This window comes from Streptomyces sp. NPDC001480, assembly GCF_042894725.1.
In the GTDB taxonomy this organism is placed as follows: Bacteria; Actinomycetota; Actinomycetes; order Streptomycetales; family Streptomycetaceae; genus Streptomyces.
The window spans coordinates 1-14,190 of the sequence record NZ_JBIAVX010000021.1; the positions used below are offsets into that span (position 1 = coordinate 1).

Here is a 14,190-nt window from a genome sequence, read left to right on the forward strand (position 1 = left end):
GCTCTGACGAGCCGCCAATTACCTTGTGGGTCATGCCGGAACGCCAGCGCCGAGCCTGGCAGCAGCCCAACCCGGGCCGCATCTCGACTATCACAATTACCTTCTTGGTGGCCCCGCTATGGGGCGCCCGGCCTCCGGAGTTGGCCTGACTTTCTCCCCCTGTCGAACGCATGGCAATGCCGTTGCTTTAGTGGTCGTGCCATCGGTGGTTCAGGGTGACGACAACCGGGGAACGGCGGTGGCTGGCGGGTTCTCCGGGGGCCTTGCTGCCGTAGCCGGTGATGCACGAGCGGATCTTGCGGGGGCAGTCACGGGGCCGACGGCGGGGTAACAGGCTGCGGCCGATCGGGCGTCATGCAGGGCTCGGAGCAAAGCACCGGCGGCGGTGACTTGGGGGTCGGTCCAGTGCTGAAAACGTGCGGGAACCCAGCCAAGAGGTAGCTGAGGACATCACGGCCGGCCGCGTCCGAGGCGAGGTGGAGCGGGGCGCCCGCGAAGCCCTGCTGCTGAAGGTGACCGAGTAGCTCCGCGACGAACGCAGACGCCGCGGTGACCGGCCGTCGGACGGTGTTGCCGACCCTGACCACGCCCGGGGTGATGCGCCCGCCGGCCAACGGCACTTCGTGCTCCATGCCTTTCATGCTGCAACATCGACCTGCGGCTACGGTCCGCACTCACGCCCGACAGGTGTCACGCTGACCGGCCAGGTGCCCGGAACCGGGCACCCGTCCTCCGGTTCTGATCTAGAAGTTGAATGTGGCCACGACGGGTGAGTGGTCGGAGGGCTTGTCATGTGGCGCGGCCGGCTGCGTGCCTGTGACGGTGGGCAGCTTGTTGGTTGCGGTGTGGACTTCCTGGAGCTTGGTCAGCAGGGAGTGGCTGATGATGATGTGGTCGATGAGCTCGGGCTGGCCTTCGAAAATGCGGGAGTAGCCGCCCTCTTTGAGGATGCGGGGGGCGAGGTTCCACAGCCGTTCGGCGTCGCCCTGGTCGGGGTGGTCGAAGCCGCCGGTGCCGATCTGGGAGCCGGGAGGGCCGTAGAGGATCTGGGTGGTGGCGGCCTGCCAGTCGTCGTTGAAGTCGCCCAGCACGATCACGTCTCGGTGAGTGCCGTCGCCCTGGAGGAGTTCGTCGGCCAGGGCGCGCATGGTGACGGCCTCGGCGCCGCGGCGGAAGAGGGCGTAGGCGGCGTAGCGGGCGCGCAGGCCTTCGTCGTGGGTGCTGTGCTGGTTTCCGGGGAAGGTCAGCAGCTTGGATTTGAGGTGGCAGACGGCCACGCGCAGGCTCTTGCCGGGGGCCGGTTCCACGCGGACGGCCAGTCCGCCGCGGCCCATCTCGGCGATGGTGGTGCCGTCGTCCTCGACCTGGACCGGGCCCAGGTGACCGGGGAAGTTGATGCGCTGCTGGATGTCCAGCAGCGGCCAGCGGCTGATCACACCCACCCGGATACCGCGGGCGTCCGGATGATCAGAAACCGTGGCATGCCAAGTTCCCGGCAGCTTGGCCACCAGGTCGTCCAGCGCCTCCTGGCTGCCGACCTCCTGCACACCCAGCAGATCGGGCCCGATCTCGTTGATCACACCGGCCAACGCCTCGACCTTGGCCTCGTAAGCGGCATCATCCGCGGCCGCGCACCGGGTGGGCGAGGGCGGGCTGCCCGGCGGCAGCGGCCGGCAGAAGTTCTCCAGGTTCCACGTCCCGATGATGCTCACCTGCTGCTCCCATCCTCGCCGGCCAGACTGCAGCCAGTGTTCCGCCCGGAGCCGATGCAGCGCAGTACGAAGCCGCCACGTGCCCTACACATTCACCCACCTGCGGGAGAGACCGCTAGACACCCGGAGTAACGCGCCAGGACACCACGGCCATCCGCGCCCCACGGCGGCACACAGCATGGACAGCCCCGGCCAGAGCACATGGTTGAGGGCCGCCCGAAGCCCTGCTGCCGTGTCGGAGCAGGGCCGCTTCGACGCTAGGTCCCAGCACCTTGGCATAGCCCGTTCGGCACGCCATGCTGCGCTGCCCACCTGCGGGGCCATCATTGGTGAACCGCTTGGCACGATGCGAGGCGGTCACGCGGGGCTCTTCGTGCGGCGGCGTCCGGTACGCACGAGGGCATCGATGAGCTGGTCGCGGCTCATCTTCGACCGGCCGGGGAGGTCCTGTTCGGTCGCCCGCTGCTACAGGTCCCCCTGGCACAGCTTCTGCAAGTCGCTCCTACTCGTGCCGCGGTCGCGATCCCTCGTCGACGCATGTGCCTTCTTCGGCGGGGGCTTGTGACGAGTTCGCCGACGGGATCGCCACAGACGGCACGGTCGTCGAGAAGAGCCTCCTCGGCTCCGTGGAGATCCTCGGTGAGGGCGTCGACACTCACAACTGCGGCTCCGTGCCCGACCTCGTCCAGGCCGTCGGCCACGCGCTGCTCCTGCAGCCCGTCGAGGGTAAGGGGGCCTTCCTCGTCGTACCGGTCCGGCTCGGGCTCAGGGAGACAGCGGACAACATGCCCACCAGCTTGAGCCGACGGCTCCGCCCAAGACCCCATATCCGATCAGATGGGGCACCACTTCCTGTCCTCCTACCCGGTACATGAAGTGGGGCCGTGACACGGCCGGGTCGCAGCTGAAGAAACGAATGAGAAGAGGCCCTCCCCCGCAGGGCTGCACCGTCCGGACCACAGAGCCGACACGAAGTGATGATCTTATGATTAGCCGGATGCGGGTCAGGTGGATCACCACGGAATCATGGTGAGCGAACGTTGGCGGCCGTCACCGTCGGCGCAGGCAGAACACCGCGGACGGCCAGTGGCCTCAGGAGACGATCGCGTGAAAGCCTCGCTCAAACCCCGGCCCGGCCCGCATCCGCGACCACCCGCGCTGAAAACCCGGCGGGCCCGGCTGGACATGGCGGTAACCCTGCTTGTCCTCCTCATGACGACACTGGTGCTGTGCCGTTTTGGCATTGACGACTTCTCCCATGCCCTGACCTTCCCCGGTCGCCTCACCGGTGCCGTCCTGATCCTGTTCGCGTTCACCACGCTCCTGGGCGCTGGGGCGGTCCTGGACCACTGGATCCGGCACAGTTTCCAGTACTCCGGTCTGGTTGCGCTGGTCGGTACGTTCGCGGCGTTCCTGTCCAACGCACTGCTCTGCCTCCGGACGGCGAGGGTCGGCGATTCCCGGCTTTTCCCGGTGCTGTTCGGCGTACTCTCAGTGGGGGCGGCGTGGGCTGTCTTCACCGTGTGGCGGACGTTGGTCGCGGTCCCCGCTCCGAAACGGGTGGCTGCCGCGGTGATGGTCTCCACGCTCTTCGCCATCGCCAACTTCGGCTATCAGAACCTCTATCTGCCCTACCGGCGTGAAACCCGGCCTCTCATCACGTTGTCCGTTGGCAAATCTGTGCTGAGCAAGGACCACAAGGCATTCGCCGTGCCGGTCGACATCACGCTCCAAAACCACGCCGACGTCGGATTCTATGTACTCGGCACCGAATTCCATGCCATGGGGCTACGGGTGCCCCTTAGCCGGAAAGACCGGCTCCGCGAGCAGTGGCGGAGCGATGCCGAGCGGTGGGCGAACTCCTCGGGGGAAGTCAACCCGCTCTCCCGCAGGGAGATTTACCAGCCCGGCGAGTTGGTGGAGGCAAAGCCGTGGAAGTTGCCCGGGGACTGGATCGAGTCGAGCGACGCCTTCACCACGCGAGTGGTGGTGCAACTGCCCATGGACACGCGCTACGACCAGGTGGCCTTCTATGCCACCGCGAGCCTCGCGCGCAGGGACCAGATCATTCTTGATCCACCTCTCCGATTCGTGACCAGTTCCTGGAAGGGTGGCAATGTCGCGTCATGGGTGAAGAAACAACAGAAGAGGGGCCTCGACTCCCTCGTCTACCAAGCCCGGGTGCACGAGAACAACGCGATCGACGAAAACACGAGGGACCCGCGCTTCGTCACCGTCTACTGGACGTTCGGCACACACGGTGCGGCCGTGCAGTCAAGCGTTGCGCGCAAGGGAGGGGACAACCGCGTCCAGTCGTCCGGAGAGGAACTACGCGAGTTGGTGACCCGGTACGGTCTCGTCAATCTCTCCGCCGGCCCGATCCAGCGGACCCTGTGGGACATCAAGAGCCAGCGGTGAGTCGCTCCAGCCAGACGACCAAGGCGAGCGAGCTGTTCACACGGTCCCAGGAGTACGAGTCCCCTATGCCGAACTGAGCCTCCCGCACCGCCCGGCACAGCGTCTCGACGTCGAACATTTCCCTGATCAGCGGATGCCGGGCGGAACGGCACAGGGCGATGAGTTCGTCACCGTGTGTCCGCAGGCCGCGGGCGTAGAGGTCGTTGAAGGGGACCTTGACCGCCCTGCCATAGATCGGGGCAGGGAGCAGATCCGCCATGGCCTCACGGAGAACGGCCTTCGGACGGCCCGGCCCGAACGAGACCGCGGCGGGAAGGCGGCTCATCAGGGTGACGACGTCCAGGTCAAGGAAGGGATGGGAGAGGAAGAACCCGTCTCGGGAGGAGCGGTGCCAGGACAGCGGGTCAGGAGCGGCGACGTAGTTGGCGGCGTCGTACAGCGACTGCTCCGGCCTGCGCCCGAACGCGAAACGGCTCTCCGCCATACCGGCCTCCCGGTAGCCGTGCGTCCGAGCAAATCCGGATCGCAGCCACGGGGGGCGGTTGAAACTGCCGAGGCCACCGAGCACCGTTCCGCCGCGGACCAGCGCGGTGACCCTTTCGGCCATCATCGGAAGAGCTGGCCGGACGACGTAGGCCTGGACGATGTCGCGCAGGCCCCGCTCAGTCCCCACGGCCCAGGCCTGTGCCTGTCGGGTCATCTGCAGGAACCGGCCCGTGCGAGCGAGCCGATGGAGGTGGAAGGGATTGGCGTCCGCGACAGGATCGGCGCCGCAGCCGGTCAGGAGGGTGTCGCATGCCAGTTCGGCGGCCGCGGAGTGGAGTCTGCTCCAGAAGGGGGCACGGAAGGCGTGTGCATGAGGCTCGTCCGTGTCTCCCGCGTGCTGCTGGAAGTCGTCGAAGTCCGCCACGTCGTCGGCATCGACGATCACCGGACGTGCCGCGGGTGTGTGCCGGCGGATGGTTTCCATCGCGATGTCGAGGTAGGGCCGCTCCGCGGCCAACTCTCCGTGGGAAAAACGTCCGGCGAGCAGGACGAGGTCTCCGGGACCGCCGCGTCCCTCGGCCAGCAGACGCGCGGCGAGCAGGGCGACGCTGGTGGAGTCGGTTCCGCCCGAGACATGGCAAACGGTGGTTGTGCCCATACGGCGTCCGACGGCGTCCTCGAGCGCCAAGCGCAGTTCCCGCGCGGCCTGACCGAGGCCGGGTCCGTCCGCCGTCGGCGCGGGCAGGCCGGTGGTCCGACGGACGGGGCCCGGCGTACGACGGCGCAGCTGGCCGGTGAGGGACAGCTCCACCACCTCTCCGCCGAGGACGCGGTGCACCCCAGCGAACGGGGTGAGGTCCGTGTGCGGTTGCGCCAGATTCGCGGTGAGGTATCGGCAGAAGTAGCGGGATTCGAGCTCTGTGGCGCTCCCCAGGCTCCGGGCGGAGGTGCTCACGGCGTTCACCAGGCCGCCAGACGCCCGGAAGAACAGGGGGATGCGTGCCTGATCGTCGCGTGTCAGGAGGATTCGGTCGCGGCACACCAGGACGGCAGCGTAGTCGCCGCCCGGTAGCGGCGGGGCGGCTCCCTGTCGGCCGAGGGCGTCGAGGAGGCCGTGTGCGCCGGCCGAGCGGTCGCGCACCGAGCCGACCCAGCCGACGACGGCTGCGGTGCCGGCTGGCGAGGAAACCGTTGTCACGAGTCCCTGACGGGCCATGGCGTCGGCGGTCCGGATCCTCGGTGTGCGGTCGGCCCACTCGAGGCGAAGCGCATCCATGTCACTGTCCGCCGCAGTCGATCGAGAGTACCGGTGTGAAGGTGTGCCCGCCGGGATCGGGGTCCGGGATGGACACGCCGGCGGAGGTCGTCCAGGCATGCATGGCGAGCGGGTATTCGTGCACGCCGACATGGAGTACGGCGTCCAGACCGTACCGCCGCAGCAGGACGAAAGCCGTCACAGCCTCGGACTTGCAGTCGCCGTTGACAAACCAGCTTATGCGGCTGTGTGTCTGCACCGCCCGTTTCAGCCGTCCTACCTCCTCCGCGGACGGGAGATCGGCACGGGTGTAACCCGGGGCGACCAAGGGCAGCAGCCGGAGGACGCGACCGAAGCCAAGGGTCCGGACGAGCAGGTGCACCCCTTTCAGCCAGAGTCCGACGCCGGCATCCGCACGCTCCTTCCGGCGGCCCCCCGTCGCGCATCCGGCCCGAACGAGAACGTCAACCAGCTCGGCGCGTTCCTCCGGACTGCCCTCGGCGAACGCACGGACGTCCGCCTCCGCCATCCCGAGAAAACGTGTCCGTCTCCAGTCGGCGATCAATGCGCCGTCGGACATCCGGACAACACGGCAGTGCGGTGACAGGATCCTCGCCATGGCTGCCAGGGCATCGGTGTCCACTGCCACCGCTCCTCCCGGGTTCCGCCGTGGGCGGCGTCAGGACTGGTATCCGTGTCCGTCGTAGAATCCGCCACTGAACCCCCGGATCAGATGGCCGTTGCCGACAAGGACCAACCGATGCAGCGTGCGACGCCGCAACAATCGAAGAAACATCGCCTACCTCCAGAATCGGGCAGGACCGATAGCCTTCAGGCTCAGCCTCCAGGCTACGCTGCCAGGCAGGACCCGCAACCGGACAGGGTGCGGTCGTGATCGCCCTGCCTCGATCACACGACTGAGCCCTTTCGGGTGGGGAGGGCATGTACTCGGCACCGAGGAAGCGGGGAATCTTGCAGCGCCTCGACGCGCTCACCCAAGCCCCCACCGTTGCGCGGCGCGCTGGCCGCCGGCCTCACCGCTCCGGCGCTGGCCGCCCTCACCGCCGCCCGGACCGACAGGGGAGGCGGCGCGTTCCTGGATCCTCAACGGCGGGGCGCGAACACCCCGTGCTCTGGCGGGCGCCGGGCGCATCGGCCCGAACCCAGGGTAAAGAGGTGCAAAGCACCGCGAGGGGGCAGTTGAGAGCGCTATAGGCTCCCGCTGCACTTGCTCAGCTTCAATTGGGGGGATCCTTTGCGCACTCGTCTTGCTGCCTGCGCCGTGGCGGTCGCCGTCGCCGGCGTCTTCTTCAGCGCACCAGCCGCTTCTGCGGCGACGCTGCCGTCGACTAACGCCGCTCACCACTGCATCCACCACACCACCGGGGTCTGCGGCTGGACGCACCACAAGACGCCCGCGGACAAGTACGAGACCGCGAAGTGCACGGACGCTTCCGTGTCCTACTCACGGCACTCCCAGGGCACCTGCTCCCACCACCACGGCGTCCGCTATTGGTTCAAGTAGGCCGCCCCGACGACGCCTGCCGCCCCTTGGACACGTGCGATGGCGGCCATCCTGAGGCATCTCGTGGTGCGGGCTCGAAGTCTCTCGGGCGCCGCACCAGCACCCCCTATCTAGGGCTCACGTCACCGGATCTGCTGCACCGAGCCGGTGGTGTCATTGTGCTCGGACGAATGCTCCGTAGCTGTCGGTCTGGCGGAGCACCGTGGCCTCCCGGGCCGGTGCGGGTCATTCCTGGATGAGGTACCACTCGGTGATGTCGTCCGGGGCGAGGTCGATGGCCGTGTCCCGGCCACGTGCGTGGACGCGCAGCCGGTAGTCGCCGGGGCCGTCGAAGGACAGCTCGGGCAACTCCTCGTCCAGGTCGGCCATCAGGCCGCGCACCATCAGTTCTCCCGCTGCTGAGACAGCGCGACTTCGACGATCTGCTCCCACTCGGCGCCCCTGGCTGGGGGGTGGAAGGTGACGTGACGATGCGCACGACCGCGATCGTGGTCATGGTCGGCGGCCGATGCCCGCACGACTTCCAGCAGATTGTGCTGAGGATCCGGGCAGCCCTCACCGAGGTCGGGCGCCCGCTGCTCGCCTTCACCCTGGCGCTGCGCCGCTACTGGCCACCCGGGCCAGCCGCTGGAGGAGTACCTGCGCCACGCCAGCCTCGGCTACCGGTTCGGGCAGGCACTGCTCCAGCCGATGCAGTCCGCGCTCGCCGACATCGCCCAGGTGCTCATGCTGCCCGGCACCATCGGCTCGGTCGTCGGCCAGGCCACCGGCGCCCTCATCGATGCGCCGCGTGAACGCCGCCAGACCGTACGGGCCCTGGCAGGCTCCGCCCGGTTGGCGGAAGTACTGGTGATGCGGATGCGTGAAATTGGCTCTGCCCGCGGTTCCGTGAAACCGCAGGTCAGCGAAGACACCATCGTCCGTCGGTGTCCGTACCGTCGCGATCAATGCGCTCGGGGACGTAAGGACATTGGTCGGCTGTCTTGCGATGGTCGGCGGTTCGGCCGATTCACGCCTGGAACTCAGTGAGATCGATGGCATGAACGCGCAGACGGTAGCCGTACACCGGGTGTACTGTCTCCCGCTCGGGCACCATGCCGAGCTTGCGGATGACGTTCTCGGAGGCGTTGTCCCCCACCCGGTTGATGCTGATGACGCGGTCCAGGCCGCGGTCCTGAAGCGCGAACTCCAGCGTGGCGTGCGCGGCTTCGGACGCGTATCCCTGGCCCCAGAACTGTGAGCCGAGCCGCCAGCTGATCGCCACGGCGGGCATCACCTCGGGCAGGAACTCCGGCACGGACAGTCCCGTGAACCCGATCAGTTCGCCCGAGGCCAACAATTCGACGGCGAAGAGCCCGAAGCCCTCCTCGTCCCATTCCTCCTCCCATCGCTCGATGGCCTCGGCCGTCTGGTCCAGGTCGCGCACCGAGCCGTCGTCGATCCAGCGCATCGCCCTTGGATCCGCGTTGATGTCCGCCATCGGCACGAGGTCGTCATCGTGCCAGCTACGGAGGAGGAGACGGGGCGTGCGGATCTCGGTCATGCGCCCATACTGCCGAAGGCAAACGCCCCATCGGTAATCCGGCGCCCGCCCGCACACCCGCCTCTCCAAAGCCGGTTGACCAGCCCCCTGTCCCATCCCGACCCACGGCCACTAGAGCCTGTGTGATGTCGTGATCATCCAGTTGTCTTCAGGAGGTCGTTGATCCAGATCATCGAGGCACGCAGGTGGAGGCCGGCGAGGTAGCTCTCGGGTGTCTTGTCGTATCGAGTCGCGATGCCCCGCCAGGCCTTCAGCTTGTTGATCAGGCGCTCGACGGTTTTCCGTTCTTTGTAGAGATCGGCGTCGTGGCGTGTGGGGCGGCCGCCCCGGCTGCCTTTCTTCTTCCGGTTGGCGGCCTGGTCCTTCTTCTCCGGGACGACTGCCTTGATGTTGCGTTTCCGCAGGTAGGAGCGGTTAGCGCGGGAGGAATAGGCCTAATAGGCACGTGGGTTGGCCGTTGGGCCGTTCCTGGCAGGGGCTGGACAAGACGTCTGGGCTGTAAGCAGCGCACAGAGTGCTTCGACAAGAGGGATGCTGTTCCAGCCCCTGCCGTGTCGCACCCAGCCGCCGTACCGTTCCGTGGTTCGAGCCCTGCCCAGGGCTACCTCCCGATCAGCCGGAGCCATCGAGTTCTTCACGAGAGTGAGGCCCCTGAGCAGGGCTGGGGCCACGGACGGCTGATGGGGTGGTGCGCCCGAGAGCGCTTCTATTAGGTCGCCGGGTGGCCCCTGCCGCGGCTTGATGCCGACGGACAGCGAAGCCTCGAAAGGAGCGTGTGGTGCACGCAACCTGTGGAATCGATTGGGCCGAGGACCACCACGATGTGGCGGTGGTTGACTCCGACGCCCGCCTGCTCGGTAAGCTCAGGATCAGCGATGACGCGGCGGGCTTCCAGGACCTGCTGCACCTGCTCACCGAGCACGGCGACAGCCCGGACGATCCGATCCCGGTCGCGATCGAGACCTCTCGGGGACTGCTGGTGGCCTGCCTGAGGACCTCCGGACGCCGGGTCTACGCGATCAATCCGATGGCCGTCGCCCGCTACCGCGACCGGCACGCGGTCTCCCGGAAGAAGTCCGACCACCAAGACGCCGTCGTACTGGCCAACATCGTACGGACTGACGCTGCATTACACCGCCCGCTGCCGAGCGACTCCGACCTGGTCAAGGCGATCGCCGTCCTCGCCAGGGCCCAGCAGGACGCAGTCTGGGACCGCACCCGCGCCCACAATCGGCTGCGCTCACACCTACGGGAGTACTATCCCGCGATCCTCGAAGCGTTCGCCGACAAGCGCGAGCGGCTGCTGGCCCGGGAGGCCCGCGCGATCCTCGCGATCGCGCCCACTCCGCCTCAGGCCGCCCGGCTGACCCGAACCCGGCTGAGGAATGCCGTCACACAGGCAGGACGTCAACGCCGCATCGAAGCCGAGACCGACCGGCTTCTTGAGGTCTTCCACCGGACCTGGCTCCGCCAGCCCTCCGTGGTCGAGAAAGCAATGGGACGACAGACGCTCGCTCTCCTCGCCCAGCTCGATGCAGCCTGCCAGGCATGCGACGACCTGGCACGCGACACCGAGGAGCTGTTCCTGCACCATCCCGACGCCGAGATCATCACGAGCTTCCCCGGCCTGGCCACCCTCACCGGCGCACGGATCCTCGCCGAGATCGGCGACGACCGCACCCGGTTTGAACGGGCCTGCGACCTGAAGGCTTACGCCGGAAGCGCCCCGGTGACGAGGGAATCCGGCAAGAGCCGCCGCGTCAGCCACCGCCGGATCAAGAACAGCCGCCTGGCCGCGACCGGCCGACACTGGGCATTCGCCGCGCTGACCGCCTCTCCGGGAGCCCACGCTCACTACAACCGCCGACGCAGCACCGGCGATCGCTACCACGCAGCCCTCCGCAACCTGTTCAACCGCCTGCTTGGCCAGCTTCACCACTGCCTGACCAACCACCAGAAGTACGACGAAGCCCTCGCCTTCAACCAGCCGGCGCGTTCCCTACTCACGGCGGCCGCTTGACCCGATAGCCGCATGGGGTGTCTTGTCGGCAACGACCCGGTCGGGCTTGCAGCGTGGTCGGCCCCTGCCGATGCGGGGAACGCGTATCCGTTCCAGCAGAGTGCGTGCGCAGATGCTGTCGTGACGTTGGCCCGGTGTCAGGAGGATGGCGAGCGGGCGTCCTTTGCCGTCGCAGGCGAGGTGGATTTTGGTGGTCAGTTCTCCTCGGGATCGGCCGAGGGCGTGATCGTCCGGTTCGTCCGCCCGCTGCTGCCCCCTTTTCGGCCGGTGGCGGCGGCGTGCTGGTGTGCGCGGACGACGGTGGAGTCGATCTGGACCAGCCAGTCGATGTCGCCGGCTGCGTCGGCCTGGGCCTGGGTCTGCTGCAGGCCCCGGGTGAACACACCGTCCAGGGCGTAGCGGCGGAAGCGGGTGTACACCGTCTTCCACGGGCCGTAACGGGCCGGCAGGTCGCGCCATGAGATTCCGGTGCGGATCTTGTAGACCATGCCATTGATGATCTCCCGGTCCTCGACGCGAGGTCGGCCCGTCACAGCTCGTGCGAGTAACTCCCACTCAGGGTCAGTGAGTTCATGGCGGCGTATCACGCCCACCATGATCCACCACCGGATGATCTTTGAAGACGGACCCTAGCACTGGGATGCACTGACGTGACTTGCAGAGCGTGTCGACCAGCGGAAGGCCAATCTGACCCACCGTCGGCAGATGTCACACCCAGGGGACGAACTGCAGAGCCACGCCACATGGGATGCGCAAGTAGGCAGGCATAGGCAAATGTGTAGTCCGTTCGACGCCTGACACCCAGCACGACAAGCGCCGAGGATAACGGTAGATTGATAAGGGGCGTCGAACCTCGACCAAGACGCCAATCGAAATCCTTGCGCTCGATGCAAACACGATGCGCAGCCTTCCTGGCTTCCGAGCGAACGAGCCGAAGAAGGAGCGGGAGATGGCCGACTACTACGACGTGGAATGCTACGGAGCGGTTGCCGATTACGGGGCAGGGCGCACTGGAACAATTCGCCCCAATTCTCCAAGTTCTCCGGACGCACTCTCGTCACTCATAGTAAATTTCCCGGAGTGGCTGACCGTTGGACAGAAGATCGCCATCACAGGCATCGAAGGCACGAGGACAATCACTGCCATTAACAACAAAAAGGTCACCATCAACCCGCCAGCCGACCACGATGTGACGAACGCCACCGTCTACACGGACAACCATGACGCCTTCGTAGCAGCCCTCACCGCCATGCGGGCTGATCAGAACGCTGTCCGCAAACTCGTCGCGAAAGGCTGGTTCTACATCGGCGAGACGCTCACGATCGCACAGACGGTGCACCTCGAAGGTGTAGGCGATGCGCGCGCCACACTAAACGCCCCAGGAGTCTACGGCCGCAGCAATCCGGGAACGTGGCTGCTCTTCCCCAAGGACGTCGACGGCCTCCGTCTCAAGTCTACAGATGTGGGAGAGCCAGGCGGACCTGCGCAGAGCGCCGAGCGAACGAAGCTAAAGAACTTCACCATATCATGCCTCGACCGCACGACAACAACAAGTGGGCACGGGGTCTTCTCAACCATAGTCTTCGACGCCGAGTGTGTGGCAGTCGAGAATTTTGGCGGGAACGGGTTCCACCTCTACGGCTGGGCAACTGATCATTCGGGGGAGCCCTTGCTCTCGAGCCTGTGGAACTGTTTCGCTATGAATAATCATCACGGGTTCCACCTCGAAGGTACAGAGTGCGGACACTGCCGCGTGCTACTTTGCAACGCTTTCCAAAACCGTGTCGTCGGGTTCTATGACAACGGAGGAATAGGCGGTACGGCCTACGCCTTCTGCCACGCGATTGATAACGGAGTGTATAACTATCAAACCGTCGGAAGCGGCTGCCTCGCTACCTTTTTGCACTGCTACAACGAAGGCAGGCTAAATTGTTCCTTCGAGGGGACTCCCATGTCCATCGGGAGCAACCTGACAGCTGGAGTCCCGGACATCAGCCCCATTTTCGAAATCACAGGCGGAGTGGCGTCAAGGGCACCGTTTGAATACCTCAATCACAGGAAAGACTCCAAAAGAAGTGTCAGATCGCGACTCGGGGAAAAATTCAATGAAAAGAGGATGGGTCTCCTTTCTTTCGAGATCCTCGGCCCCCCCGGTAATGAAAAAGAGTACTTCGAGAAGTCGGAACTCAGGTATGGCGGCGACGCCGACCCGTGGCTGATCTGGCAGAACGATAATGTAGGCAAAACTGAATTCATGCGCTTTCCCACGACACTCGGGAACCCTCGGTCTCCCGCTCCGTGGTTCGGTAACGGAATATACCTCGGCCTAGCCCTCCCGACAATTGGCGGGATCGGCGGGAACGCGCAGGTCCGGATCACTGCGTCGCGAGGGCTGCCGGCGGTGCAGCGGACCAACAAACCGCTTACCTATGAGGTCGGCGACACCGTGTGGGAAGCAGATCCGAAAGGCGAGAATCCAGCGTGGGAGGTAGATCCGAAAAATGGGGGAAAGCGCTTCGCGCGCAGATGCGTCTCCGCAGGCACGCTCTTCACGACTGTTGCGCTACCCAAGGGGCAGGTCGACCACCCAGGAACCCTCACCTTCGTCAGCTCGCCGAGCAATCTAGCCGTCGGGCAGTACATATCAATCAAAGAGCTTGACAACGGAAAGGCGCAGAAAATCACAGGAATCGACGGCTTGAAAGTGACGTACACGCCGTCACAAGGCACGGCAGGCGTGACAGAGGTCTCTTTCGCTGCTCCTGTATTCGAGACACTCTACGCCTCAAACGGCCCAACCGTCACAACGGCTACAAGTGCAAAGATCACGGCGGACCAGCGGTTCGTCACGGTCACGGCCTCCGGAAAAATAGTCACTCTCCCCGAAAACGCGTTCGACGGCGAGACCCATGAGATCAAGAGCAATGGCGATTTCACCGTAACCATCAATGGCAACGGAGCCAACGTCGAGGGAGCTGCCAGCTACACGCAGTCAACTAAGCGAAGCAATACTCGCGTCCGTTACAACGGCACAAGCCGCGAATGGGAAATACGGTGATGACCTGCGGCTGATCATGTGACTGTAGAATCGGCTGCACGCCTCCTGGAACTCGCCGAAGTCGGCGTCGACGTCCGGCAGCACCAGCCGCGGCGCCCGCTTCAGATTCGGTGCCAAGCGCTCCGCCTGTCGGTCGCAGGCCACCGTCACGACTACGTCTGGGTGGGCCGCCT

At 65.9% G+C, this 14,190-nt stretch carries 12 protein-coding genes and 1 pseudogene; 5 read left to right on the plus strand and 8 right to left on the minus strand.

Annotation, left to right across the window (positions count from 1 at the left end; genetic code table 11):
* Positions 1-743: 743 nt before the first annotated feature.
* Complete coding sequence (locus ACFY01_RS38565; RefSeq protein ID WP_390740452.1) at positions 744-1,712, minus strand: endonuclease/exonuclease/phosphatase family protein; 969 nt, start codon at positions 1,710-1,712, stop codon at positions 744-746.
* Positions 1,713-2,819: 1,107 nt separating this feature from the next.
* On the opposite strand from ACFY01_RS38565, the gene ACFY01_RS38570 reads away from it, so the two are divergent.
* Positions 2,820-4,130: a hypothetical protein gene (locus ACFY01_RS38570; RefSeq protein WP_390740453.1), complete on the plus strand. Its 1,311-nt coding sequence runs from the start codon at positions 2,820-2,822 to the stop codon at positions 4,128-4,130.
* Here the strand turns inward: ACFY01_RS38570 and ACFY01_RS38575 are convergent.
* Complete coding sequence (locus ACFY01_RS38575; protein WP_390740454.1) at positions 4,114-5,892, minus strand: asparagine synthase-related protein; 1,779 nt, start codon at positions 5,890-5,892, stop codon at positions 4,114-4,116. The two genes, ACFY01_RS38570 and ACFY01_RS38575, sit on opposite strands and share 17 nt — an antisense overlap.
* Position 5,893: 1 nt before the next feature.
* Positions 5,894-6,514, minus strand: coding sequence for a lasso peptide biosynthesis B2 protein (locus ACFY01_RS38580; RefSeq protein ID WP_390740455.1), 621 nt, complete (start codon positions 6,512-6,514; stop codon positions 5,894-5,896).
* A 612-nt stretch (positions 6,515-7,126) separates the two neighbouring features.
* On the opposite strand from ACFY01_RS38580, the gene ACFY01_RS38585 reads away from it, so the two are divergent.
* The gene (locus ACFY01_RS38585; protein WP_390740456.1) at positions 7,127-7,396 is read left to right on the plus strand and encodes a DUF3761 domain-containing protein; all 270 of its coding nucleotides are present in this window, start codon (positions 7,127-7,129) and stop codon (positions 7,394-7,396) included.
* A gap of 225 nt (positions 7,397-7,621) precedes the next feature.
* On the opposite strand, the gene ACFY01_RS38590 is transcribed toward ACFY01_RS38585, so the two are convergent.
* Positions 7,622-7,780: a hypothetical protein gene (locus tag ACFY01_RS38590; protein ID WP_390740457.1), complete on the minus strand. Its 159-nt coding sequence runs from the start codon at positions 7,778-7,780 to the stop codon at positions 7,622-7,624.
* A 306-nt stretch (positions 7,781-8,086) separates the two neighbouring features.
* Between ACFY01_RS38590 and ACFY01_RS38595 the strand changes: the two genes are divergently transcribed.
* Positions 8,087-8,425, plus strand: a complete 339-nt coding sequence (locus tag ACFY01_RS38595) for a hypothetical protein (RefSeq protein ID WP_390740458.1) — start codon at positions 8,087-8,089, stop codon at positions 8,423-8,425.
* On the opposite strand, the gene ACFY01_RS38600 is transcribed toward ACFY01_RS38595, so the two are convergent.
* Together ACFY01_RS38600 and ACFY01_RS38605 are read right to left on the minus strand one after the other, a co-directional pair.
* A complete protein-coding gene (locus ACFY01_RS38600; RefSeq protein WP_390740459.1) occupies positions 8,406-8,939 on the minus strand; it encodes a GNAT family N-acetyltransferase in 534 nt (177 codons plus the stop codon). The two genes, ACFY01_RS38595 and ACFY01_RS38600, sit on opposite strands and share 20 nt — an antisense overlap.
* A gap of 134 nt (positions 8,940-9,073) precedes the next feature.
* Positions 9,074-9,373: pseudogene (locus ACFY01_RS38605) on the minus strand (transposase); the annotation flags it as partial.
* Between the two features lie 344 nt (positions 9,374-9,717).
* Between ACFY01_RS38605 and ACFY01_RS38610 the strand changes: the two are divergent.
* Positions 9,718-10,959 (plus strand): IS110 family transposase, encoded by a 1,242-nt coding sequence (locus ACFY01_RS38610; RefSeq protein ID WP_390740460.1) that lies wholly within the window; start codon positions 9,718-9,720, stop codon positions 10,957-10,959.
* On the opposite strand, the gene ACFY01_RS38615 is transcribed toward ACFY01_RS38610, so the two are convergent.
* Both ACFY01_RS38615 and ACFY01_RS38620 read right to left on the minus strand, forming a co-directional pair.
* Positions 10,939-11,157, minus strand: a complete 219-nt coding sequence (locus ACFY01_RS38615; protein WP_390740544.1) for a transposase — start codon at positions 11,155-11,157, stop codon at positions 10,939-10,941. The genes ACFY01_RS38610 and ACFY01_RS38615 overlap by 21 nt on opposite strands.
* Positions 11,154-11,555: a transposase gene (locus ACFY01_RS38620; protein WP_390740461.1), complete on the minus strand. Its 402-nt coding sequence runs from the start codon at positions 11,553-11,555 to the stop codon at positions 11,154-11,156. The genes ACFY01_RS38615 and ACFY01_RS38620 overlap by 4 nt, the downstream gene beginning before the upstream one ends.
* 353 nt (positions 11,556-11,908) lie before the next feature.
* Here ACFY01_RS38620 and ACFY01_RS38625 point away from each other — a divergent pair, with 353 nt between their 5' ends.
* On the plus strand, positions 11,909-14,017 hold the full coding sequence (locus ACFY01_RS38625; protein ID WP_390740462.1) for a hypothetical protein: 2,109 nt from the start codon (positions 11,909-11,911) through the stop codon (positions 14,015-14,017).
* Positions 14,018-14,190 lie beyond the last annotated feature (173 nt).

What these genes read in the sequence shown, in the direction of transcription:
- ACFY01_RS38575 (WP_390740454.1), bottom strand. Translation starts at nt 5,892, where the DNA reads ATGGATGCGCTTCGCCTCGAGTGGGCCGACCGCACACCGAGGATCCGG.
- ACFY01_RS38590 (WP_390740457.1), bottom strand. Translation starts at nt 7,780, where the DNA reads ATGGTGCGCGGCCTGATGGCCGACCTGGACGAGGAGTTGCCCGAGCTG.
- ACFY01_RS38595 (WP_390740458.1), top strand. Translation starts at nt 8,087, where the DNA reads ATGCAGTCCGCGCTCGCCGACATCGCCCAGGTGCTCATGCTGCCCGGC.
- ACFY01_RS38600 (WP_390740459.1), bottom strand. Translation starts at nt 8,939, where the DNA reads ATGACCGAGATCCGCACGCCCCGTCTCCTCCTCCGTAGCTGGCACGAT.
- ACFY01_RS38620 (WP_390740461.1), bottom strand. Translation starts at nt 11,555, where the DNA reads ATGGTGGGCGTGATACGCCGCCATGAACTCACTGACCCTGAGTGGGAG.
- ACFY01_RS38625 (WP_390740462.1), top strand. Translation starts at nt 11,909, where the DNA reads ATGGCCGACTACTACGACGTGGAATGCTACGGAGCGGTTGCCGATTAC.